Source organism: Echinicola vietnamensis DSM 17526 (assembly GCF_000325705.1).
Lineage (GTDB): Bacteria > Bacteroidota > Bacteroidia > Cytophagales > Cyclobacteriaceae > Echinicola > Echinicola vietnamensis.
On sequence record NC_019904.1, the window covers coordinates 2,787,315 to 2,808,864 of the forward strand.

At 42.7% G+C, this 21,550-nt stretch carries 20 protein-coding genes; 9 read left to right on the top strand and 11 right to left on the bottom strand.

The features are described 5' to 3' along the window. Positions 1 to 3 precede the first annotated feature (3 nt). A complete protein-coding gene (locus tag ECHVI_RS11455; RefSeq protein WP_015266154.1) occupies positions 4 to 1,104 on the bottom strand; it encodes a Nif3-like dinuclear metal center hexameric protein in 1,101 nt (366 codons plus the stop codon). A gap of 44 nt (positions 1,105 to 1,148) precedes the next feature. Between ECHVI_RS11455 and lpxK the strand changes: the two genes are divergently transcribed. The 4 genes from lpxK (at position 1,149) to ECHVI_RS11475 (ending at position 6,212) form a co-directional block, all read left to right on the top strand. Beyond that, the gene (lpxK, locus tag ECHVI_RS11460) at positions 1,149 to 2,216 is read left to right on the top strand and encodes a tetraacyldisaccharide 4'-kinase (protein WP_015266155.1); all 1,068 of its coding nucleotides are present in this window, start codon (positions 1,149 to 1,151) and stop codon (positions 2,214 to 2,216) included. A 64-nt stretch (positions 2,217 to 2,280) separates the two neighbouring features. After that, on the top strand, positions 2,281 to 4,119 hold the full coding sequence (locus ECHVI_RS11465) for a putative porin (RefSeq protein WP_015266156.1): 1,839 nt from the start codon (positions 2,281 to 2,283) through the stop codon (positions 4,117 to 4,119). Positions 4,120 to 4,189: 70 nt separating this feature from the next. After that, positions 4,190 to 4,801: a MiaE family protein gene (locus ECHVI_RS11470; RefSeq protein WP_015266157.1), complete on the top strand. Its 612-nt coding sequence runs from the start codon at positions 4,190 to 4,192 to the stop codon at positions 4,799 to 4,801. A 166-nt stretch (positions 4,802 to 4,967) separates the two neighbouring features. Continuing rightward, a complete protein-coding gene (locus ECHVI_RS11475) occupies positions 4,968 to 6,212 on the top strand; it encodes an ABC transporter permease (protein WP_015266158.1) in 1,245 nt (414 codons plus the stop codon). A 3-nt stretch (positions 6,213 to 6,215) separates the two neighbouring features. Here ECHVI_RS11475 and ECHVI_RS11480 read toward each other — a convergent pair whose 3' ends face one another. Beyond that, positions 6,216 to 6,569, bottom strand: coding sequence for a DUF805 domain-containing protein (locus tag ECHVI_RS11480; RefSeq protein WP_015266159.1), 354 nt, complete (start codon positions 6,567 to 6,569; stop codon positions 6,216 to 6,218). 157 nt (positions 6,570 to 6,726) lie between these two features. Further along, on the bottom strand, positions 6,727 to 8,046 hold the full coding sequence (gene mtaB / locus ECHVI_RS11485) for a tRNA (N(6)-L-threonylcarbamoyladenosine(37)-C(2))-methylthiotransferase MtaB (RefSeq protein WP_015266160.1): 1,320 nt from the start codon (positions 8,044 to 8,046) through the stop codon (positions 6,727 to 6,729). A gap of 238 nt (positions 8,047 to 8,284) precedes the next feature. Here mtaB and ECHVI_RS11490 point away from each other — a divergent pair, with 238 nt between their 5' ends. Then, entirely contained in the window at positions 8,285 to 10,447 is a 2,163-nt protein-coding gene (locus ECHVI_RS11490) for a glutamine synthetase III family protein (protein WP_245553488.1), read from the top strand. Positions 10,448 to 10,494: 47 nt separating this feature from the next. On the opposite strand, the gene ECHVI_RS11495 is transcribed toward ECHVI_RS11490, so the two are convergent. Then, entirely contained in the window at positions 10,495 to 11,256 is a 762-nt protein-coding gene (locus tag ECHVI_RS11495; RefSeq protein WP_041739744.1) for a creatininase family protein, read from the bottom strand. Between the two features lie 334 nt (positions 11,257 to 11,590). Here ECHVI_RS11495 and ECHVI_RS11500 point away from each other — a divergent pair, with 334 nt between their 5' ends. Beyond that, complete coding sequence (locus tag ECHVI_RS11500; RefSeq protein WP_041738583.1) at positions 11,591 to 13,030, top strand: alpha-L-fucosidase; 1,440 nt, start codon at positions 11,591 to 11,593, stop codon at positions 13,028 to 13,030. A 177-nt stretch (positions 13,031 to 13,207) separates the two neighbouring features. Further along, the gene (gene rfbA, locus ECHVI_RS11505; RefSeq protein ID WP_015266165.1) at positions 13,208 to 14,065 is read left to right on the top strand and encodes a glucose-1-phosphate thymidylyltransferase RfbA; all 858 of its coding nucleotides are present in this window, start codon (positions 13,208 to 13,210) and stop codon (positions 14,063 to 14,065) included. 25 nt (positions 14,066 to 14,090) lie between these two features. On the opposite strand, the gene ECHVI_RS11510 is transcribed toward rfbA, so the two are convergent. After that, entirely contained in the window at positions 14,091 to 14,819 is a 729-nt protein-coding gene (locus tag ECHVI_RS11510; protein WP_015266166.1) for a DUF6089 family protein, read from the bottom strand. Positions 14,820 to 15,191: 372 nt separating this feature from the next. Here ECHVI_RS11510 and gloA2 point away from each other — a divergent pair, with 372 nt between their 5' ends. Beyond that, complete coding sequence (gene gloA2, locus ECHVI_RS11515; protein ID WP_015266167.1) at positions 15,192 to 15,581, top strand: SMU1112c/YaeR family gloxylase I-like metalloprotein; 390 nt, start codon at positions 15,192 to 15,194, stop codon at positions 15,579 to 15,581. Here gloA2 and corA read toward each other — a convergent pair. From corA to ECHVI_RS11535, 4 genes are all read right to left on the bottom strand, one after another. After that, positions 15,578 to 16,600 carry a magnesium/cobalt transporter CorA gene (corA, locus tag ECHVI_RS11520; protein ID WP_015266168.1) on the bottom strand — a complete coding sequence of 341 codons (1,023 nt, stop codon included), beginning with the start codon at positions 16,598 to 16,600 and terminating at the stop codon, positions 15,578 to 15,580. The genes gloA2 and corA overlap by 4 nt on opposite strands. Continuing rightward, positions 16,584 to 16,979 carry a response regulator gene (locus ECHVI_RS11525; protein WP_015266169.1) on the bottom strand — a complete coding sequence of 132 codons (396 nt, stop codon included), beginning with the start codon at positions 16,977 to 16,979 and terminating at the stop codon, positions 16,584 to 16,586. Before ECHVI_RS11525 ends, corA begins: the two co-directional genes overlap by 17 nt. A 203-nt stretch (positions 16,980 to 17,182) precedes the next feature. Next, positions 17,183 to 18,814 (bottom strand): chaperonin GroEL, encoded by a 1,632-nt coding sequence (groL, locus tag ECHVI_RS11530; protein WP_015266170.1) that lies wholly within the window; start codon positions 18,812 to 18,814, stop codon positions 17,183 to 17,185. A gap of 51 nt (positions 18,815 to 18,865) precedes the next feature. Continuing rightward, positions 18,866 to 19,144: a co-chaperone GroES gene (locus ECHVI_RS11535; protein WP_015266171.1), complete on the bottom strand. Its 279-nt coding sequence runs from the start codon at positions 19,142 to 19,144 to the stop codon at positions 18,866 to 18,868. A 219-nt stretch (positions 19,145 to 19,363) separates the two neighbouring features. On the opposite strand from ECHVI_RS11535, the gene ECHVI_RS11540 reads away from it, so the two are divergent. Next, the gene (locus ECHVI_RS11540) at positions 19,364 to 20,071 is read left to right on the top strand and encodes a hypothetical protein (RefSeq protein ID WP_015266172.1); all 708 of its coding nucleotides are present in this window, start codon (positions 19,364 to 19,366) and stop codon (positions 20,069 to 20,071) included. Positions 20,072 to 20,213: 142 nt separating this feature from the next. On the opposite strand, the gene ECHVI_RS11545 is transcribed toward ECHVI_RS11540, so the two are convergent. Further along, positions 20,214 to 20,891, bottom strand: coding sequence for a hypothetical protein (locus ECHVI_RS11545; protein ID WP_015266173.1), 678 nt, complete (start codon positions 20,889 to 20,891; stop codon positions 20,214 to 20,216). A gap of 181 nt (positions 20,892 to 21,072) precedes the next feature. Continuing rightward, on the bottom strand, positions 21,073 to 21,372 hold the full coding sequence (locus ECHVI_RS11550) for a hypothetical protein (RefSeq protein WP_015266174.1): 300 nt from the start codon (positions 21,370 to 21,372) through the stop codon (positions 21,073 to 21,075). Between the last annotated feature and the right edge of the window lie 178 nt (positions 21,373 to 21,550).

Below are 21,550 nucleotides of genomic sequence, written 5' to 3' on the forward strand. Positions count from 1 at the left end.
GTACTATACGTAAGTTATGGGATTCGTAATGACTTTTGTCAAATAGAGTGCAATATTACTAAAATTTTGTGACAATATCTCTAATAATAAATCTTTTGTGAAGATTTCACTTTCGTAATGTCCGATATCGCTTATAATTATCTGATTATCAGAGTCAAAGAATTCGTGGTATTTTACATCCCCCGTAATGAAAATATCGGCCTTTGCCCTTTTGGCTGCGCTCAGCAAAAATATGCCCGCACCACCGCATACGGCTACCCGTTTAATTGGACGATTTCTAAGGGCGGTGTGTTTAATGACATTGAGGTTCATGGCACTTTTGAGGTGCTGTAGAAAATCACTTTCTGACATGGACGATTCCAGTTCCCCAATCATTCCGGAGCCCACTTCTTGGTGTTCGTTTTCCGTTTGTTGCAGGTAATAGGCAACCTCTTCGTATGGATGAGCGGTTTTGAGGGCGCGTATGATCTTGTGCTGGAGATAGGCCGGAAAAATGACTTCTATCCTGTTTTCCCGGACTTCTTCAGCCGTTCCTTTTTGACCAATAGTAGGATTGGCATGGTCCGATGGGAGAAATGTCCCCGTTCCTTCTATCCGAAAACTGCAGTTGCTATACTCACCTATGGATCCAGCTCCTGCTTGATAAAGCCCTTTGAGGACTTGCTGGGTGTCATCCACGGGGACAAAAGCCGTCAATTTCATTAAGATTCCTTTTTTGGGAGCAAGAACCTGAGTGTTGCTGAGTCCCAATCTGTCAGCAATGCGCTTGTTGACACCAGTGTGGATATTGTCCAGGTTGGTGTGAATGGCGTAAATGGTGACATTGTTTTTGATAGCCTTGATAACGGTTCTTTCTACGTAATCCCTGCCAGTGAGGCTTTTGAGCCCTTTAAAGATAATCGGGTGGTGAGCGACGATGAGGTTGCATTTTAAGTCGATGGCCTCTTGGACCACCTCCTCGGTCACGTCCAGGCTGCAGAGAATTCCGGTCACTTCATCGGCAGGATTTCCAGTGATCAATTGTGCATTGTCATAAGATTCCTGAAAGGCAGGTGGTGCGATGCTTTCCAAGTAAGCGACTACGTCACTAATCAAATTAACCATATATTTGTGTTTACCGTTTGATCAAAAGTAAAAAAAAATACGCAATGCGCCCTTATCATCTTTTACTGTATCCTTTTTCATTGTTATACGATGGAATAACCCGGCTGAGAAACAGGATGTTTGACAGTGGGATGAAGAAGAGTGTGGCTTTTGAGGTGCCTACTGTGGTGGTGGGCAATTTGTCCATGGGAGGAACCGGGAAGACGCCCATGGTGGAATTCTTGATCAAGGGGTTCAAGGATCATTATGCCGTGGCCACCCTGAGCAGGGGATATGGCCGTAAGACTAATGGCTATTTGCTGGCCAATGAGACCACTGAACCGGAGGAAATTGGAGACGAACCTTTTCAGATTTTCAGCAAATTTGGCCATGAAATTACGGTGGCCGTGGGGGAGCAGCGGATCGCAGCGATCCCTCAGATGATCGCTGCACGGCCTGATACGGAATTGGTGATTTTGGATGATGCTTTTCAGCATCGCTATGTCAAGGGAGATTTTAACTTGTTGCTTACGACGTTTCAGCGGCCCTTTTTTAATGATCATGTAGTGCCCATGGGCATGTTAAGGGAAAGCCGAAGTGGTGCTAATCGTGCTGATGCTGTGGTGGTTACCAAATGTCCCGACGGGCTGGATGAAGCGACGAAAGCGCATTATAGACAAAGCATATCAGCCTATGCTCCAGAAAATTGCCCTGTCTTTTTTGCCGGTTTACAGTATGGTCGAGCCTATGATGTCAGAAATTACCAAGAAGCGTCAATCGAACATGTCATTTTGCTCAGTGGTATTGCCAATAATGACCTTTTGAAAAAAAAGGTGGGAGAAATGTTTCAGTTGCTGGAGACCATTGAGTTTAGTGATCACCATGATTATACCGAACGGGATATGGAAAAAATTGTAGCTCGATTTAAAGTGCATCAAGCTAAGGCTCCAGTACTCCTTACCACTGAGAAAGATGCCGTCAAACTTAAAGCAGATAAATTGCTTAGATATTTACAGGAAATTCCGATTTTTGCGTTACCTGTTCAGGTGAAAATGGAGGAAGAAGAAAAAAACACCTTATTGGAACATGTAACCAAGGCCATCAGAAATAAAGGTTATCAGCGTGAAGTTTAAGTACTTATTTGTTTTATTTATATCGATTTTATGTTTTAATCAACTCGCTCTTGCCCAAACGCGCATGAGGGAAGGTGGTGAAAATCAGGACGAAGAAAAAGAACCACAGCGGGGAGGATTGATCGATGACTCTACCAAAATGGTCTATGGCCCCACCACTACCCTTTATTTTCAGGAGAAGAACCTTAGGTTTAATAAGATGGAAAAAACGCCGCTTGATACGGGGTTGACAGGGTTCCATAATTTTGAGCCTGTATTTAAAAGTGGTCACAAGTACCAAGGTTTAGCGAATATCGGTAGTGCTGCCAAGCCGGTTTATTACACCTTGCCTGGGCTGATAGGAACCACATCTGGCTTTAGTGTATATGATTTATATTACCACTCACCGGACAGCATGCTTTATTTTGACACCAAGTCCCCTTACACCAAATTAGAGGCTTTTTATGGTGGAGGTAATCGAAATATGCTAAATGTGGCCTTTGCCAGAAATGTGAACCCGAGGTGGAACATTGGTTTTAATTTTAACACCATCAAGGCCAGGAAGACCTTAAATCCAAATGCCCGTGACGATAATATGGTGGAGCAGACTTCATATTCACTCCATACAAACTATCATTCCAAGGACGAAAAATACTTCTTGCTGGCCAATTTTTCGAGGATGCATCATAACGTGTATGAAAGTGGAGGGATTATTCCCCCAACGGTGGACACCACATCCCTGTATTTTACCTACGAAGACTCTAAAGTCTGGATGAGCAACAGTGAGGCGACAGATATCAGGCAGGACTATCACCTTTACCATCAATACAATATCTTAGAAGGATGGGAGGTTTATCATGTGTTTGACAAGAAAAAGCAAGGGGTGTCGTTTTTTACGGACCTGACCACAAATGATTCTTCATTCTTTAATTACCATGATTTGCCCAGGTTGATTAATGAGGACAGTACCTACAATTACCACCATTTTTCCGAGGTGCGCAATGAAGCCGGATTTAAAGGGGACTTTGGCCCCGTCTATTATAATGCTTTTGTCAAATTCAGAACAGGTAAGTTTACCAGTCCTGAATTTGACAGTGATTATAAGTTCAATGAAGTTTATATTGGAGGTGCCCTGCGTGGGGAGATCAATGATCAATGGTCCTTTGAGGCAGATGGGGAGTATTTGATCCCGAGTGGATACCGCATAAACGGTTATTTTCATTCTCCATTTCTGGAGTTGAGTTATACGAAAGCTTCCTATAAACCTACAGCAATGCAGGAGATGTACCGTGGAAACCATTATTCATGGACCAATAGCTTTTCCAATATCGGCGTCGATCAAATCAAAGGTACTATCAAGGCAGATTTTGCCAAGGTCTCTATAAGGCCCAGTCTTACCATCAATCGGGTAAATAATTATGTGTACTTTGATGAGAACCAGGAAGCCACACAAGCAGATGGTGGTGCTTTTATGGTTATCCCAGGGATTCAGGCGGATTTGACTTTTTGGAAGAGGCTGAGATGGCAGAGTGAAGTGATTTATACCGCCATTACGGGAGAGGCTGCAGATGTATTCAGGATTCCTGATTTGTATGCACGCAGCAGGTTGTTTTTTGACGGCCCTATGTTTGATGAAAATTTGTACATCCAGTTTGGTGTGGAGGGCAGGTATAAAAGCAGTTATAATGCAGAGGCTTACATGCCTGCGAACCAGCAGTTTTACCTGCAGGATGATTTTGATGTTTATGCCTATCCGGTGCTGGATGCTTTCGTGGACCTGAGGATTAACAGGACAAGGGTGCTGTTTAGGTATAATCACCTGAACAGCGGGTTTATGCAAGAACAAGGTTATTTTGTGACCCCTTATTATACCGGCCTCAAAGGTTCCCTCGACTTAGGGATCAGCTGGTATTTCTTTGATTAAAGTTTGTTTAGGCCTAAGCTGAATTTGATGTTTGAGGCTTTGGAGATACTATAGACCAAATACCGTAAAAATGAGTTGGGAAGAGCGAACCAAAAACAAGATGTTGAACCTTCGGCTGCCTACTGACCCCAGATGGGTGGATATAGCATCGATGAATTTGAAGGATATTTTGGTGGATCACGCCTATTGCGAACAAAAGGCAGCATCATCCTGTATTTCGTTGATTGTACGCTATCCTAATTTGGACAGGTTAGTGGATGTGCTTACCCCGGTGGTGGCCGAGGAATGGGCGCATTTTGAAAGGGTAATGGAGCAGATCAGAAAGCGTGGATTTCAGTTTGAAAAGCCTCGAAAGGATATGTATGTGGTGAAGTTAAGCCAGTTTATTCAGAAGGGTGGCAGCAAAATGGCGCAGTTAACGGAGCATTTGCTGATGAATGCATTGATTGAGGCTAGAAGCTGTGAGCGGTTTAAACTGCTTTGGAAAAACATTGAAGACGAAGAATTACAGCAATTTTATTACGAACTGATGGTTTCTGAAGCGGGGCATTATGTTAATTTCATTGATTTGGCCAAGTATTACCACGATCCCGAAAAAGTAGATGAGCGATGGAAGGAATGGCTTGCCCATGAAGCCAAAGTACTTCAGGAACTTGAGATACGGCCAGACAGGATGCACTGAACAGTGGAAGGTATTGCTAGCACCAATGGCTGAAGAGGTGTGACCTTTTTGGAGCATATGTGTGAGAATATTTTTATTTAGCTATTATTGCCATTGGTTTATTTTATTGATAATATAAGGCTGATTTTTAGATTAAAAACGGGATTTGTCCTAAATCGAACATTTTATGGAATTGCTCGAAAATATTAAAGAAGCGTTAAGGTCAATCAAGTCCAATCGGTTAAGGACGATTTTGACTGGGCTGATCATTGCCATCGGGATAACCGCGCTGGTGGGGATGCTAACGGCTATCGATGGGATGAAAGCGCAGATTGAGGAGAGCTTCAGTGGTCTTGGCGCCAATAATTTCGATGTACGTTCCAAAAACACTTCTGGACAGCGGGTAACACGATCCGGGGTGACCGAAAAGCAATTTAAGCCGGTGAGTTATAAGGATGCCTTAGATTTTCGGAAAGGCTATAGCTCCCGTGGAATGGCCACCGTTTCCACACGGGTAAGTGGATCTACAGAGGTGAAGAGAGGTTCTGAAATCACTAATCCGAATGTCAGGATCATTGGAGTGGATGAAAATTACGTGCTGATCAAAGGGCAAAATATTGAAGAAGGGAGGAATTTTAGTAATGTGGAAATCGAATATGGAAACAATGTGTGCCTCATCGGCAGCGAGATCGTAGAATTGCTTTTTAAAAGCCACGAGAATCCGGTCGGAGCTTATGTCTCCTTTTTTGGAAACCGGTATTCGATCGTTGGGGTGTTGGAAGAGCAGGGATCCGTGGGGAATGATTCGGGAGTCGACCGTACTATATTAATTCCTGTGGAAAATGCTTCCAGGCTGGATCAAACGGGCGGGTTTTGGTACACCATCACCGTTTCGACGTCAGATCCCACAAAAATGGAATATGAAATGGGACAAGCTACTGGGCTCATGCGGAAAGTTCGTGAAGATAGGGTGGGGGAGCTGGATTCTTTTGAAGTGGTCAAGTCCAATAATGTTGGAGAAAGTTTAGAGGAAGTGGCCGGTTATCTGAGGATCGGTGGCTTTGGGATAGGTTTTATCACCTTATTGGGCGCTTCTGTTGGATTGATGAACATTATGCTGGTTTCCGTTACGGAAAGAACCCGGGAAATCGGTATCCGGAAAGCGCTTGGAGCCACCCCCAAAAGGATCCGTCAGCAATTTTTAATTGAAGCGATTGTCATTTGTATCATGGGAGGAGTTTTTGGTGTGCTTGTCGGTATGGGAATTGGAAATATCGTGGCCAGCTTTGTGGGGCCTGGAGGATTTTTGGTGCCATGGCTTTGGATGCTGCTGGCCTTTATGATCTGTGTTTTAGTAGGGCTAGTATCCGGTGTAATTCCGGCAATCAAGGCCAGTAAACTAGATCCCATCGAAGCACTCCGTTATGAGTAAAGATTAGACGATGTCCGTTTTTCTAGGATCCGGTCCATACTTGTTGGTGCCGTTGTGGCCAGGTTTGATGGCCAAGTAGACAAATCCAATCAAGTTGATTGGAGGTGGGATCAATAAATATAGCGCATACTTCCAATCCATCCCGATGTCATGAAGTCGCTTAATCGCCTGTACCAATAGCAAAACAATGGTGGTGATCAGTAAAATGCCAAAAATAACAAAGGTGAGCCAGTTTTCAGCTTCCATTGACTCGTAGATCAACATGATGCACAAGAGATTGATGAAATAGAAGAGTACGAAAAGTAACAAATACTTCCTTCTGGTAATTCTTCCTGTGGGTTCAAGAATGGTTTTCATGGCTATTTGGGTTACGGTCTTAAATACTATACCGTTAAAAAGTTGTTTTTGTTTAAATAACCATTAAAAAGTAGAATCTGTATGGTGAAAAGCCCGGTTATCCTCGCTTCTTCCTGATGGTTTTGTTTAGAGAAGCGAGGATAATGGCTTATGATAATTAATGTTGTTCGTAAACAATCTCTGGTTCGACGGCATCTACAGTGCCCTTGTCATTGATTTCCCAGAGGGTCACCTTCTTGATTTCATTGATGAGGAGCGGATCATATTTAGCGGCCACCCGAACATAATTTTCGGTAAAGCCGTGCATCATCCCGTTATCGATGTCTTCTTCAAAAAGCACATCGAAGGTTCCTTTTAAGTTTTGTTCGTAAAACAGTCTCTTTTTTTTCTCAGAGAGGATCCGTAGCATTTTGGAACGTTGGTTTCGGACTTTCATGGGGACGACATCATCCATTTCTGTCGCCCGCGTGTTAGGTCTTTCAGAATACGTGAACACATGGAGGTAAGATACAGGAAGCTCGTTTAGGAAGTTATAGGTTTCTAGGAAAAGCTCTTCGGTTTCTCCAGGGAAGCCAACGATAACATCCACGCCAATACAGCAGTGTGGCATCAAGGATTTGATTTTCGAAACCCGATCGACATAAAGCTCACGAAGGTATCGCCTGCCCATCTTTCTCAGGATGGTGTTGCTGCCGGATTGAAGTGGGATATGGAAATGAGGCACAAATCGCTTTGATCGGGAAGCGAACTCTATGATTTCATTGGTGAGCAAATTGGGTTCAATGGATGAAATGCGAAACCTGTCAATCCCTTCAATTTCGTCAAGTTCCTGAACAAGGTCCACAAACTTTTCTTTCCTCTTTCCTCCTTGAATACCGAAGTCTCCGATATTGACACCTGTCAATACGACTTCCTTGACATCCGTAGCGGCAATTTCCCGGGCTGATTTCAGAATGTTTTCGATGCTGTCACTTCGGCTTTTCCCCCTTGCCAAGGGGATGGTGCAGAATGCACAGCCGTAATTACAGCCATCCTGGACTTTCAGGAATGTTCTGGTGCGATCATGCATGGAAAAAGCATTGTTAAATGCTGTGGCTTCCTGGATTTCTGAGGCCAGGATTTTGGTTTCTTGTTCCTTGGCGAATCCATCCAGCAGTTCAATCAACCTGAACTTTTCTGCAGCGCCAAGCACTGCATCTACTCCTTTTATTTCCGAAATTTCCTTTGGTTTTAGTTGGGCATAGCACCCGATGATCGTCACGTATGAATTGGGCGATATTTTTTTAGCTTCTTTAACGATCTTCTTACACTTCTTGTCTGCATTCTCCGTCACCGAGCAGGTATTGATGATGAAAATGTCGGGCGTATCTTCAAATCCCACCTTTTTATAGCCCTTTTCTTCAAATTGCCGGCTAATGGTGGAAGTTTCAGAGTAATTTAATTTGCAACCCAATGTATAAAATGCTACCTTTTTCACAGCGGTCCCCCTAGTTTTAGTGTATTGAATTGCAAATTTAAGGATATTCTTCCAGTTTTCAATTTTGTGTTAATAATGAGGAATTTACGCGAATTCGCATGTATTTGTGTGGATTTGTGTCTTTTTTGCTCGAATTAATGTCTTTTTCTTAAAGATTGGTGTAAAAAAATACGATTTTTCTTTTTATTTCAGATTTTTGCTTATCTTCGCTACTGTTTTTAAACCACATTATTAAAACATGGCAACTTTACGACAACAATCATTAATGATGGTACAATCAAGAGGAAATGTACCTTTTGAGGCTCCATCCAGTAAAATTTCCGATTACTTTGGTTCCGAAGTGTTCGGTTTATCCAAAATGAAAGATGCGCTTGCTCCTTCCGTGTATAAAAAAGTGAGCGAAGCAATCGAAAAGGGATCAAAAATTGATACCTCAAGTGCAGAAGAAGTAGCTACAGCGGCGAAAGCATGGGCCTTGTCAAAAGGAGTGACCCACTACACGCACTGGTTCCAGCCACTTACTGGGTCTACCGCTGAGAAACACGATACGTTCTTTGACGCGCACGCAAAGATTGAAAGATTTAAAGGTTCAGCATTGGTTCAGCAAGAGCCAGATGCTTCTTCCTTCCCTAATGGTGGTATAAGAACAACATTTGAAGCAAGAGGATATACAGCTTGGGATCCTAGTTCTCCAATGTTCATTTTTGAGAACACGCTGTGCATTCCAACCATTTTTGTGTCCTATACAGGAGAAGCATTGGATTATAAAACCCCATTGCTGAAGTCTGTAGAGGCCGTTAGTGCTGCTGCCACTCCTATCTGCCAATTGTTTGATAGAAGTGTGAAAAAAGTAAATCCATCACTAGGGGTGGAGCAAGAGTACTTTGTGATCGATAAGGCGCTTTATGCCTCAAGACCTGACTTGGTAATGGCAGGAAGGACTGTATTTGGTCATAATCCAGCCAGAGGCCAACAGTTGGATGATCACTACTTTGGTTCTATACCTGGCCGAGTGAAGGCTTTCATGAAGCACTTCGAAATCGAAGCCTTGAAATTGGGCATTCCAGTGTCTACGCGTCACAATGAAGTGGCTCCAGGGCAATTTGAAGTGGCCCCGGTATTTGAAGAAATAAACAAAGCTACAGACCACAACCAATTGTTGATGGATCTGATGGATAAAGTGGCGGACCAACATCATTTGAAAGTGTTGTTCCACGAAAAACCATTCGCAGGTCTTAACGGTAGTGGTAAGCATAACAACTGGTCATTGATCACTGATACTGGTGTGAACTTGTTCCAGCCAAGTAATTCTGCCAGAGAGAACCTTCAGTTCTTAACGTTCTTGGTGGCTACTGTCAAGGCTGTTCATGACCATGCGGACATTTTGAGAGCAAGTATCGCCTCAGCGGGCAATGACTTCCGTTTGGGAGCCAATGAAGCACCACCGGCGATCATCTCTGTTTTCTTGGGATCTACCCTTACTGCGGTATTGGACGAGCTTGAGAAAAACGGTAATATCAAGATCGAGAAAGGTGACAATATGTACATGAAGCTTGGTATCAGCAAGATTCCAGAGATCATCTTGGATAATACCGACCGAAACAGGACTTCTCCATTTGCATTTACCGGCAACAAATTTGAGTTTAGAGCAGTAGGCTCTTCTTCAAACGTAGCTGGCCCGATGACTGCCTTGAACGTGATCGCTGCAGATACCTTGAAGTTGATGTACAAAGACATTCAAGCTGAAATCGAAGGTGGAAAAGAGAAGAAAATCGCCATCGTTAATGTATTGAGAAAATACATCAAAGAAAGCAAGAAAGTAAGATTCGAAGGAGACGGTTACTCTGAAGAGTGGGAAAAAGAAGCCGAAAAAAGAGGGCTTTCCAACTTGAAGAGCACGCCATTTGCGCTGGATGTATTGGTAGCGAAAGCAACCTCAGAGCTGTATGAGAAGCACAATGTAATGAACATTACGGAGCTTCACGCAAGACATGAAATCCGTCTTGAAAATTACATCATGAAAGTTCAGATCGAGTCAAGGGTGATGGGAGACCTTGCCTTGAACCACGTGATTCCTACTGCTATTCAGTATCAAACCAAGCTGATTGAAAACGCTAACGGGCTTAAGAGCCTTGGACTGGATTCCAAAGCGGCCATTGATACCATCAATGAAATCAGTAAGCACATCGAAGCTATCAAAGAAAATGTTTCTGCGATGATCGATGCCAGAAGAAGACTGAACAAAGAAGAGGATATAGCTAAGAGAGCGAAAGGTTATAGCACAGATGTAAAAGATGCCTTCTTTGAGAAAATCAGATACTCTGTAGATAAGCTTGAGCTTTTCGTGGACGATGAGTTCTGGCCACTAGTGAAATATAGAGAAATGTTGTTCTTGAGATAATCAAGAACAGGAAAATAAAGTAAAAAGCCGGGTATTGCCCGGCTTTTTTATTTGTAAGGATCGTACTGGTTTAATGCTGCCAGTTCAATGAAAAGATTACTGATTTTTTCGGTGAGGTCTTTAAAATAACGTTCGCCTTTTTTCGATGAGGCTTTTTTGGGGTTTCCGATACCGGTGTCTTTGGTGACCCTGGACCATTTTCGCTCAGACCATGCCCAGCCTTCCCTGATGCCTTCTACCAATGATTCACGTTCTTCTCCTTCTCCTGCTTCATCAAGCGGCCGTACCAAGTGAGGATGTAAATACATGATAAGGCTCGTTTCCATTTCATCTGCATGGTCTCCGTCCATCTCGAAATACGCTTTTTTGTCCAATGCCTTGAACCAATTGCAGCTAGAAAAAAACATGTCAGGATACTTAAGCCCCAATTCCCGTAAGATTGTTTTGAAGTCGTTTCCTCCATGACTGTTTAGAATAAGTAATTTCCTGACCTTTTGTCGATGCAGGACTTCTACAACATCGTTTACGATGGCCAACTGGGTGCTGGGATTGAGGTTCATGTCCAAAAAAATGTCTGCCTGTCCTGTGTTGACCCCAAAAGGAATGCAGGGAAGTACCGTGATGTGTGCCCCTGCTTCGTAAGCCAAACGTCCGGCTTCAGCAGCAATTGCCTCTGCTTCATAATTATCCGTTCCATAAGGTAAGTGGTAGTTGTGCGCTTCTGTAGCTCCCCATGGAAGGATGGCTAAATCGATATTGGCATGTTTTAGGTCTTTCCAGTTTGATTCGGCAAGAATGTATGGTCTCATCATATTGTAACAATGGTTTAGTATTAATTGACTTATCTCAAAGTAAAATGGGGTAATGCTGATAGGGTATGCCCGTTACGAAAGGCTATCAGGTTATTTGAATAGAAAGCTACAGGCGGCTTTCCTAAACCATGGTAATAATATAATGATTTTCAGTTGGTTTTTTGACTTCCTTCGCTGGCTTTTTTTGTAAGGCAGATATAAAAATTAAATCGGGTGAATTCGTAAATGTTTCTGAAATGATTAAATCTTTTTTAAAATTTTCAATTATAGATTATAAGTTGTACTTTTATTTCTGAAAATAAACACGGGCTAAATTCCTAATCGAACTAACATGATAAGAAAAACACTAAGGCTAATTGGGGGATTGATGTTTTTCTGTGCTGCTCATGGAGCAATCGCACAGGAGGATAATCTTCACCATCAGTCGAGTGTTTATGAGGCTCCTACAGACCCTGAAGTGGTGGCCAAGCTTGATAAATGGCAAGATTTAAAGTTTGGAATGATAGTCCATTGGGGAGTGTATGCAGTCCCAGGGATGATAGAGTCTTGGGCACTTTGCTCTGAAGATTGGATCAACAGGGATAGCACGGTCTCATATCATGAATTTAAGGATTGGTATTGGGGATTAAAGGATGAATTTAATCCAGTAGATTTTGATCCGGATCAGTGGGCAGATGCTGCTGATGCGGCTGGAATGAAGTATTTGGTGTTTACTACCAAGCACCACGATGGTTTTAATATGTTTGATACTCAGCAGACAGATTATAAAATCACGGCTGGTCCTTTTAAAAACCATCCTAAGGCGAATGTAGCCAAGCACGTATTTGAGGCCTTCCGAAAGAAGGGCTTTATGATTGGTGCATATTTCTCAAAGCCTGATTGGCACTCCCAATATTACTGGTGGGATAAGTATGCTACTGCTGACCGGAATAACAATTATGACATCCGCAAAAATGAGTGGCGGTGGAATATGTTCAAGGAATACACCTATAATCAAATCAGTGAATTGATGCATGATTATGGAAGTGTAGATATCCTTTGGCTTGATGGGGGCTGGGTGCGGCCGCTGGAAACGGTGAATGATGAAGTGCGGGCATGGGGAGCGAGGATACCGGAGTGGAGTCAAGATATTGACATGCCAAAAATAGCCAGGATGGCCCGTGAAGCACAACCGGGAATTCTGATGGTGGATCGGACGGTTCATGGACCGTATGAAAACTACCAGACGCCCGAACAAAGTATCCCAAAGGAGCAGTTGGATGTGCCATGGGAGTCATGTATGACCCTCGGTCATGCATGGGGCTATCATGAGCATCAAAATTACAAGTCTGTAAATAAGGTAGTGCACACCCTCGTAGAAGTAGTGGCCAAAGGCGGAAGTCTTCTGTTGGGGGTAGGCCCTTCTCCAGAGGGACTCCTTCCTGATGAAGATGTGAAGCGGTTAAAGGGAATCGGAGATTGGTTGGAGGTGAACGGTGATGCGATTTACGGAACCAGAACGGTGACCTACTACCAGGATGACAACGTTTACTTCACCCAAGGTAAGCAAGGTGAGAAGTACGCGATAGTACTGATAGAGGAGGGGATGGAAATCCCTAACACTGTGTCATGGTCCGATGAGCAAGACGTTAAAGGTAAGAAAGTGACACTTTTGGACGGCGGGAAATCACTTCGCATTGCTAAAACAGCTGGTGAGGTAGTGGTGACCATCCCCCAAAAGATCAGAAATAACATAACACAAAAAGACGCTATCGTCTTTACCTTTCAATAGGTACAAAGATATTTATTAGGGTCAAAGCCTGGGGGGAAGGATTCCCTTCGGGCTTTTTTTGTGTTTTAACTAGAGGACTATACGGGCTTTGGCTTATTTTTTGTCATGTTTGGGCATAGGCTCGTAATTGCAAGTTGTAAGCCTTATCTTCGTAAACACAAAAGAAATATTTTTAATATGAAAGGTATCATTTTAGCCGGAGGTTCCGGGACCCGACTCTATCCATTGACCATTGCAGTGAGTAAACAGCTTATGCCTGTCTATGATAAGCCGATGATCTATTACCCATTGTCCGTTTTGATGATGGCGGGGATTCGGGAAATCATGATCATAACCACTCCCGAGGACGCGGATGCTTTCAAGAAACTGTTGGGAGACGGGAGTCATTTGGGGTGTGAATTTACCTTTGCCATTCAGCCAAAACCAGAAGGCTTGGCGCAGGCATTTGTGATCGGTGAGGAATTTATTGGTGATGATAAAGTAGCCTTGATCTTGGGTGATAATATATTTTACGGTTCTGGATTACAAGAAACTTTGCTGAAACATACCGATCCTGAAGGTGGGGTGGTTTTTGCCTATCATGTGAATGATCCTCAGCGTTATGGCGTGGTGGAATTTGACCAAAATAAGAAGGCTATCAGCATTGAAGAAAAACCTCAAGCTCCCAAGTCTAATTTTGCAGTTCCTGGCTTGTACTTTTATGATAACCGGGTGGTCGAAATCGCTAAGCAGATTAAGCCCAGTGCGCGAGGGGAGCTTGAAATTACGGATGTAAACAATGCCTATTTAAAAGAGGGTAAATTAAGTGTAGGGATCCTTAGCAGAGGCACAGCTTGGCTGGATACGGGAACACACCAGTCTTTGCAACAGGCAGGACAGTTTGTGGAGGTGATAGAGGAGCGGCAAGGGCTTAAGATTGGTTGTGTCGAAGAAGTCGCCTATCACAAAGGCTTTATCACTAAGCAACAATTACTGGCACAAGCCGAGAAGCTTGGGAAAAGCGGATATGGAACCTATCTGAAAGGGATTATTTGAGGGTGTTTATAAAAGCGATTTCAGTTTATTTGTCAAACCATTTCTCCCAAAAAGGGAAAGGGGAAAGGTAGCGTTTTACAAAAAATTGCCCTTGTACGAGCATGTCGTTTGCTTGATTGCTGCCGGCATTACCATCAAGTTCGTCCGATAGTGTAGCAAAGAGACTGGCTTCAAAACCGATGTCCCAATTGGAGCCAAATGCTACGCTTCCTCCCAATCTAATGGGAATGTATAAAGCAGTAGGTGTGGTTTTGATAATCGTTATCTCTGTTTCGTTTGGGTAAGCGTAAGCTTGTTTTTCTGGAATTGCCATAAAACCTAGTCCGACTCCTGCGTATCCATTGACCCGAAAGCGTTCGATATGGGTTTCATAGGGAAGAAAATAAAATTCGGGCATAAAATCTGCGTAAAACGCGTTTCCAGTGAAGGCATAAGCTTTGTTCTCTTCGCCCCATTCAAAAGCCCTTTCGGCAATATATTCCATGTTACTGCTTACATGTTGATAGCCTGCGGAAATTCTTAGGTTTATCCGATGGGAAACCTTTTTTGCTGCAGATAAGGTTACCGAACCGAAAATGGGAAAGTCTAATTTTCTATAAGGTCCGCCATTGTCAGAGTACATGGAAGCAGGTCCTCCTGCCAAGGTCAAGGTGTATACCCTAGGGATGCGTTCCTTGTAAAAATTCTGGGCCGTAAGTGAACCTGTAAGGGCGAGGGAGAAAAAAGTAAGGATAAGTAAGCATTTAGCAGCCATGAGAATAAGGATTGGGTTTTAAGGGAAGTTACTAAATTTTTGAATGAATTTTAACTAAAACAAGTTTTGTACCAATTTAAAGATGGGATGGAATATTGCATATTAAGGTAAATCAAAATCCTATTCATGTGAGCAAGCATTACATTGAAAGTGGAATTTGACGTCTTGACCAAAAAGCTTAACTTGGCGGCCATAGCTTACAAAGGTGGAAGAAAAAGGAGGCTGTAAAGAGTTTTTTTTGTAAACCCTGCTGCGGAAGATTTGACCTAGGGAAAGGAATCGCTAATTTGTTGGATAAGGAACGTTAATGCGGAAATGAGGGTTCCACAAAGTGTTGATTGAAGTAGTGCATGTCATTTTATAAAAAGAACTATGGGGTTTCTAAAATCTGTTCATCATATCGCCATAATCTGTTCTGATTATGAGCATTCTAAAGCGTTTTATACAGAAATATTAGGGCTAAAAGTATTAAGGGAGGTTTACCGGGAAGATCGTCAATCGTATAAGCTTGATCTTGGTGTCGGGGACCAATATGTCATTGAGCTCTTTTCATTTCCAGCACCGCCTGCAAGGGTGAGCAGGCCAGAGGCATGTGGATTGCGGCATTTAGCATTTGCAGTGGATGATTTAGATGCAACTGTCAGCTTACTCATATCACAACAAGTGGCGGTAGAATCCATAAGGGTAGATCAATTTACGCGCAAGCGATTCACCTTTTTCCAAGACCCAGATGGCTTGCCTATCGAGCTATACGAGGACTAAAACCATTTCTTTTGTTTAAAATACCTGATCATCATCACGGTAATAAGGATGAATATTAACCAGAGCGTAGGGTAGCTATATTTCCATTCCAGTTCAGGCATAAACTTGAAGTTCATCCCGTAAATACCAGCGATAAAGGTCAATGGGATGAAAATAGTGGCAATGACGGTTAGGGTTTTCATGACCTCATTTTGCTTGATGCTCAGTTGGGTCATGTATAGTTCTGCTAAACTGTTCATGGTCTCCCGCTGTAGCTCCAGTCCTTCTAGGATCTCTATGGTATGCTCATAGATATCGTTTATATAGGTCATGTTTTTACGCTTGATGAGCGGATGTTCTGACTTTTTCCAAATGGAAATCAGTTCACGTAAGGGCCATATGCTACTTCTGATTCTTCGAAGTGTCTTTCGTTGATGGTGGATGGTGTTGAGGTTAATGTTGGATTTGTTTTGTAGAATCTGATCATCGTATTTTTCTACTGTATCGCTGATCAGTTCCAGTATCCCAAAATATTCATCAATGATGGCATCCACCAATACGTATGTGAAATAATCAGAGCCCAGCTTCCGCATTTTTCCTTTAGGGTTTTCCAATCGGATCCGCACATTGTCAAAGATATCTTGGGGAGTTTCCTGAAAAGAAAGGATGTAGTTTTGACCAAAAAGAATGCTTACCTGTTCCGTTTGAATTTCCGAAATACTGTTTTTAGAATAGAGCATTTTTACCAAAACGAAGATATGGTCATCAAACTCTTCTATTTTTGGCCTTTGTGAGGTATTGGTAATGTCTTCTATTACCATAGGGTGGATGGAAAGAAGGTCTGCAATTTCTAGAATTAAATTGCTGTCATGAATGGAGCTAATATTTAACCAGAACTTTAGGTCTTTCTTTTCTAAAAATGGCTTTAATGCATCAAGGTCTTGAATGAGGTGTTTTTCGAAATGCTGCTCACCAAAAGAGTAAAGCTCCAATATCGGCTTTGGTGTCAGCGAATCAGGTTTATCATTCGTTTTTGACATATTCAGGCAATATTTCAAATAATTTTTGATTGGTCAGTGGCTTTTCAATAAACCCTTTTACCGCCTCAAAAGTTCTTGATTTCTTGCGGTCTTGGTAGTCAATGGAACTAGAGAGCATAAGGATGATGTCTTCCCGCTTGGGACATTGTAAGTCATATTGTGTCAAAAAATCCCACCCGTTCATTACTGGCATGTTGATATCCAGAAAGATCAGTAATTTCTTTTCGTTGTCCAACTCCCTGATCTTTTCAAGAGCATCTTTAGCTTCCAAAAACTCCGCAATCTCGTCGCATAAGTTTAGTCTTCCTAGTAATCTCTTGTTAATCAGGTTGTTGATAGGGTCGTCATCTATTAAAACAATTGAATCAAATGCGAGCATCAACCGGGTCTTAAAATTTAATAGTTCCATTTTACCAATGAGAAGTAAGATACGGATATATTTTAAGTTTCAAAAAAAAATGTATAATCTGTTTTTACTGACTTTTGTCATGAATATTTACAGGTAACGTAAGTTGGTAAACAAAAAAAGAGAGCAATAAACTTGCTCTCTTTGTATTGAATATAGCGTAAACGGCTCATTTATTACATCATGCCGCCCATTCCGCCGCCGCCCATTGGAGGTGCTGGCTGGCCGCCTTCTTCTTTCACATCCGCTACCACACATTCGGTAGTAAGTAGTAGGGCTGCGATGGAAGCGGCATTTTCAAGCGCTAGACGGGTAACCTTGGTTGGGTCGATTACACCGGCTTCAAACAGGTCTTCAAACTTATCTGTTCTGGCATTATAGCCATAGTTACCGGTTCCTTCTTTGATCTTATTGATCACCACAGAACCTTCAGCACCGGCATTGGCCACGATGGATCTCAATGGAGACTCTATCGCCTGCTTGATGATGTTGATACCAGTGTCCTGGTCGTCATTTTCGCCTTTAAGTCCGTCAAGGGCAGAAGAGGCTCTGATGAGGGCTACACCACCACCGACTACTACACCTTCTTGCACAGCGGCTCTGGTCGCGTGAAGGGCATCGTCTACACGGTCTTTCTTTTCTTTCATTTCCACTTCGGTAGCTGCACCGATGTACAAGATGGCCACACCACCAGAAAGCTTAGCAAGTCGCTCTTGCAGTTTCTCTTTGTCGTAGTCAGAAGTGGTTTTTTCGATCTGAGTTTTGATTTCAGAGATTCTTGCTTCGATAGTGGATTTTTCACCGGCACCATTGACGATCGTGGTGTTATCCTTATCGATGTTTACCTTCTCGGCAGTACCCAAATACTCGATGGAAGCATTTTCAAGTTTGTAACCTCTTTCTTCAGAGATTACAGTACCACCTGTAAGGATGGCGATATCTTCCAGCATTGCTTTTCTTCTGTCACCGAAACCAGGAGCTTTTACAGCTGCTACTTTCAGTGCTCCCCTGATTTTGTTCACTACTAGAGTAGCAAGGGCTTCACCATCCACATCTTCAGCGATGATCAAAAGAGGCTTGCCTGACTGAGCTACTGGCTCAAGGACAGGAAGCAATTCCTTCATGGAAGAAATCTTCTTGTCATAGATAAGGATGTATGGATTCTCCAGTTCCGCTTCCATTTTTTCGGTATTGGTAGTGAAGTAAGGAGAAAGGTAGCCTCTGTCAAACTGCATACCTTCAACTGTCTTTACTTCTGTCTCCGTACCTTTGGCTTCTTCTACGGTGATTACGCCGTCTTTGCCCACTTTGTCCATGGCATCAGCGATCATGTTGCCGATTTCCTCGTCGTTATTGGCAGAGATGGTACCCACTTGCGCGATTTCCTTGGAAGTGGAGATAGGTTTGGAGGTAGCTTTTAGCTCAGCTACTACAGCAGCTACGGCCTTATCAATACCTCTTTTGAGGTCCATTGGATTGGCGCCGGCAGCTACGTTTTTGATGCCTACGTTGAAGATGGATTGGGTCAATACGGTGGCGGTAGTGGTACCGTCACCTGCATTGTCAGCAGTTTTGGAAGCTACTTCTTTAACGAGCTGGGCACCCATGTTTTCGATAGGCTCCTCCAGTTCGATTTCTTTCGCTACAGACACCCCATCTTTGGTGATGGTAGGGGCACCGAATTTTTTGTCAATGATGACATTACGACCTTTTGGTCCCAATGTTACTTTTACTGCTTCTGCAAGAGCGTCTACGCCTTTTTTCAGCTTTTCCCTTGCATCGGTATCGAAAAATAATTCCTTTGCCATTTTTGTTACTTTTTTAGATTTTCTTGTTTAATAAACGATTAAAGCGAGTGATTAAAGAATCGCAAAAATATCGGATTCTCTCATGATCAAATAATCAGCCCCTTCTACGGAAAGTTCTGTACCGGCATATTTGCCATACAATACAGTGTCTCCCACTTTAACAGTAAGTGGTTCATCTTTTTTACCATTGCCTACAGCTACGACAGTGCCTTTTTGGGGTTTTTCCTTGGCAGTGTCAGGAATGTAAAGTCCAGAAGCTGTTTTTTCTTCAGCAGCAGCAGGTTCTACCAGAACTCTGTCTGCTAGTGGTGTGATGTTCACTTTTGACATAATAGTATTGATTTTATAAAGTTTGGTTCATTGATTCCTATTCCTTTCTATCATTTCTTGTGCCAATGGATTAATGCCGTTTTTCTATGACATAAAGTCTTGAATCTTGATTTTTTTAAGCCATTTCATCGGAAATGAAAGGCTGTTCATGACAATTTTACTTTTTGATATTGTCATTTTTGTCAGTTTTTTGTTAAATTCTGATAAAAAAACATGCCTATGAAAATGCTCTCGGATAACTGGATCTCGGAAGGATGGATCGATTTTGAATACAAAAAGTACCTGTTGTTGGCCTACTTAAAAGAAGTTGAGCAGCATTTTGGAGATGTCAAACTTTATCCTCCATTGGCGGATTTGATTCGGCATTATCATAAGCTTCGGGAGCTCGAGACCAATAAGGATGGGCTGCGAAGTGCTTTTCCCAAACGGGTAGTGGGAATCGATCATAAAAATGTCAAGCTCCGTAAAGAACAGGTGACGGGAGAAGGGGAATTGATGAAAGCATTGGATGAGATCATTGCCTTTTCCATCCCACAAATAAGCAAACAGATCGAGCAGGGAAAGAGCATTTATGATTTTATCGAGGATAACTTGGAAGTGGAGCCGGTAGGGCTTTCACCCCTTTACCAACGGGAAGGGTATGTGTTCATTACCCTGGAAAAATCAGCAGATGTATTTATTTATAGCTATCAAATGAAACTGTTCGAAAACAGTTTTGAAAAGTACCGAGGCATCGCTTTTTCGTTTCTGCGCAAAGAGACCAAATCACTCGTTCATACCTATGAGCAGATCAAGCTGGACCTTGCCAGGTCCAATCAGCAACTCCCCAATCCGGCCACCTGGAGGGTGCACAGCAGTAATGTGGTGCCTTTGGAGGAAAGCCTGCTCCCCGTGAGTAAGCGTATCCTGCTCAGGATGATTGCTTAGAATTGTATTCAAATAAAAAGTGCCGGAAGGTGGTTCCAGGTACTGCTCAAAATAGGCGGAGCCAACTCTAAATTCTCCCAAGAACCGTTCTAATACTGCGACTAAAGACGAAATGCAGCAGATAGTATGATTTATTTTTGGCTCAAAACATCCGGCTAATACCGATCCTGCTGTAGAGGTTGACAGGGAGGCCTTTACGGTTTCGGTCAAATGGAATTCCGTAGAGGGCATCCAAGCTAAGCTTCAGCTTTGGGATGATCTGTTTTTTCAGCTCCAGTCCGAGCGGCCATCCAAGCGTGATGTCATCTTGTACTCGGAAACTAGATCGGTAGTCATCTATAAAGCCTTCATTGTTTATGGTATGTTGATATAAACTGAAGTCAACGAAGTTTTCGTCCCGGATCAATATGCCCGAAAAGGCCCTGAGCTCAAATCCCTTCAGGGATATTACCCTGAACTTCGCAAGAATCCTGAGGTAATTTACGTTATATCCGCTGCCTCCAAAGCCTCCGATTTCTTCAGCGGACAGACTTCGGATATGCTCATCTACCTTAGTGGAGACATCATTGTTTTCAGCAAACATAAACGATTTGTCAAAGTAATCGGGGAAGTCATTTTGCTTCCCAAAGCCCATGTCAATACCGATGGATAATATAGGGAACCGCTCGATTTTCCTTTCATAGTTAAATTCGATATTGTATCCCCAGTCTCCGGTTCCGTCCATGCCGATCACACCGGTTTTTATCCCGATTTCGTTTGATTGGGCTATTGACGCTTGGGCCAGTGTCAATAGGATGACTAGTGTTAAGAGATGTTTCATAATTGATGTTGTTTTGATGATTACTCCCTTATTTCCGGTACTAGGTAAAAGGAAAAACCGTTGAAATGATAGACTTGATGCCCTTCCTGTAATCCATATCCACCATCCGAAGTGGTTTCTGCCAAGGTGGCGCATCGGTCAAAATTCACATTGAACAGCAGATAGGCGTGTTTTTCAGTTTTTAACTTAGCGAGTCCGGATCAAAAGTTTCAGCCAGATAGGGAGCTATTACGCCAATATCGTGTTGGTTGATAAAGGTTTTTAGACTGTCAATATTAATGGATGCCTCACTTGCAACGCTACTGTTGGTAGCATTCCTGTTAAACGCCTGTACGATGGCGGACTGCTTACGGCTCACAGGGTCGGGTTCTTCTTCAAATAGCCGACGGAGGTTATATTGTACTTCTCCTGCATTTCCTTTAAGCTCGGCAAAACCAAAAAGTTCCTTTCTTACATCTGGATCCTTAAATACTTCTCCCATATAGAGAGCCAGGTCTTCAAGTTTTCTTTCATATTCTAGGGCATCTGACGGGGTGGTTATTACCGCCTCTGTTTTTTTTTTTCGATTTCTACCTGACCATTATCCTGGCAGGAGATCATTGCTGTAGTTCCCGTTATGATCAAGGAGAAAAAGTAAATTGTATGTTTTTTCATAGTAG

What these genes read in the sequence shown, in the direction of transcription:
- ECHVI_RS11500 (WP_041738583.1), top strand. Translation starts at nt 11,591, where the DNA reads ATGATAAGAAAAACACTAAGGCTAATTGGGGGATTGATGTTTTTCTGT.
- ECHVI_RS11535 (WP_015266171.1), bottom strand. Translation starts at nt 19,144, where the DNA reads ATGTCAAAAGTGAACATCACACCACTAGCAGACAGAGTTCTGGTAGAA.
- groL (WP_015266170.1), bottom strand. Translation starts at nt 18,814, where the DNA reads ATGGCAAAGGAATTATTTTTCGATACCGATGCAAGGGAAAAGCTGAAA.
- corA (WP_015266168.1), bottom strand. Translation starts at nt 16,600, where the DNA reads ATGTCAAAAACGAATGATAAACCTGATTCGCTGACACCAAAGCCGATA.
- gloA2 (WP_015266167.1), top strand. Translation starts at nt 15,192, where the DNA reads ATGGGGTTTCTAAAATCTGTTCATCATATCGCCATAATCTGTTCTGAT.
- ECHVI_RS11540 (WP_015266172.1), top strand. Translation starts at nt 19,364, where the DNA reads ATGAAAATGCTCTCGGATAACTGGATCTCGGAAGGATGGATCGATTTT.
- ECHVI_RS11455 (WP_015266154.1), bottom strand. Translation starts at nt 1,104, where the DNA reads ATGGTTAATTTGATTAGTGACGTAGTCGCTTACTTGGAAAGCATCGCA.
- lpxK (WP_015266155.1), top strand. Translation starts at nt 1,149, where the DNA reads ATGCGCCCTTATCATCTTTTACTGTATCCTTTTTCATTGTTATACGAT.
- ECHVI_RS11475 (WP_015266158.1), top strand. Translation starts at nt 4,968, where the DNA reads ATGGAATTGCTCGAAAATATTAAAGAAGCGTTAAGGTCAATCAAGTCC.
- ECHVI_RS11465 (WP_015266156.1), top strand. Translation starts at nt 2,281, where the DNA reads ATGAGGGAAGGTGGTGAAAATCAGGACGAAGAAAAAGAACCACAGCGG.
- ECHVI_RS11490 (WP_245553488.1), top strand. Translation starts at nt 8,285, where the DNA reads ATGGCAACTTTACGACAACAATCATTAATGATGGTACAATCAAGAGGA.
- rfbA (WP_015266165.1), top strand. Translation starts at nt 13,208, where the DNA reads ATGAAAGGTATCATTTTAGCCGGAGGTTCCGGGACCCGACTCTATCCA.
- ECHVI_RS11525 (WP_015266169.1), bottom strand. Translation starts at nt 16,979, where the DNA reads ATGCTCGCATTTGATTCAATTGTTTTAATAGATGACGACCCTATCAAC.
- ECHVI_RS11480 (WP_015266159.1), bottom strand. Translation starts at nt 6,569, where the DNA reads ATGAAAACCATTCTTGAACCCACAGGAAGAATTACCAGAAGGAAGTAT.
- ECHVI_RS11495 (WP_041739744.1), bottom strand. Translation starts at nt 11,256, where the DNA reads ATGAGACCATACATTCTTGCCGAATCAAACTGGAAAGACCTAAAACAT.
- ECHVI_RS11545 (WP_015266173.1), bottom strand. Translation starts at nt 20,891, where the DNA reads ATGAAACATCTCTTAACACTAGTCATCCTATTGACACTGGCCCAAGCG.
- ECHVI_RS11550 (WP_015266174.1), bottom strand. Translation starts at nt 21,372, where the DNA reads ATGGGAGAAGTATTTAAGGATCCAGATGTAAGAAAGGAACTTTTTGGT.
- ECHVI_RS11510 (WP_015266166.1), bottom strand. Translation starts at nt 14,819, where the DNA reads ATGGCTGCTAAATGCTTACTTATCCTTACTTTTTTCTCCCTCGCCCTT.
- ECHVI_RS11470 (WP_015266157.1), top strand. Translation starts at nt 4,190, where the DNA reads ATGAGTTGGGAAGAGCGAACCAAAAACAAGATGTTGAACCTTCGGCTG.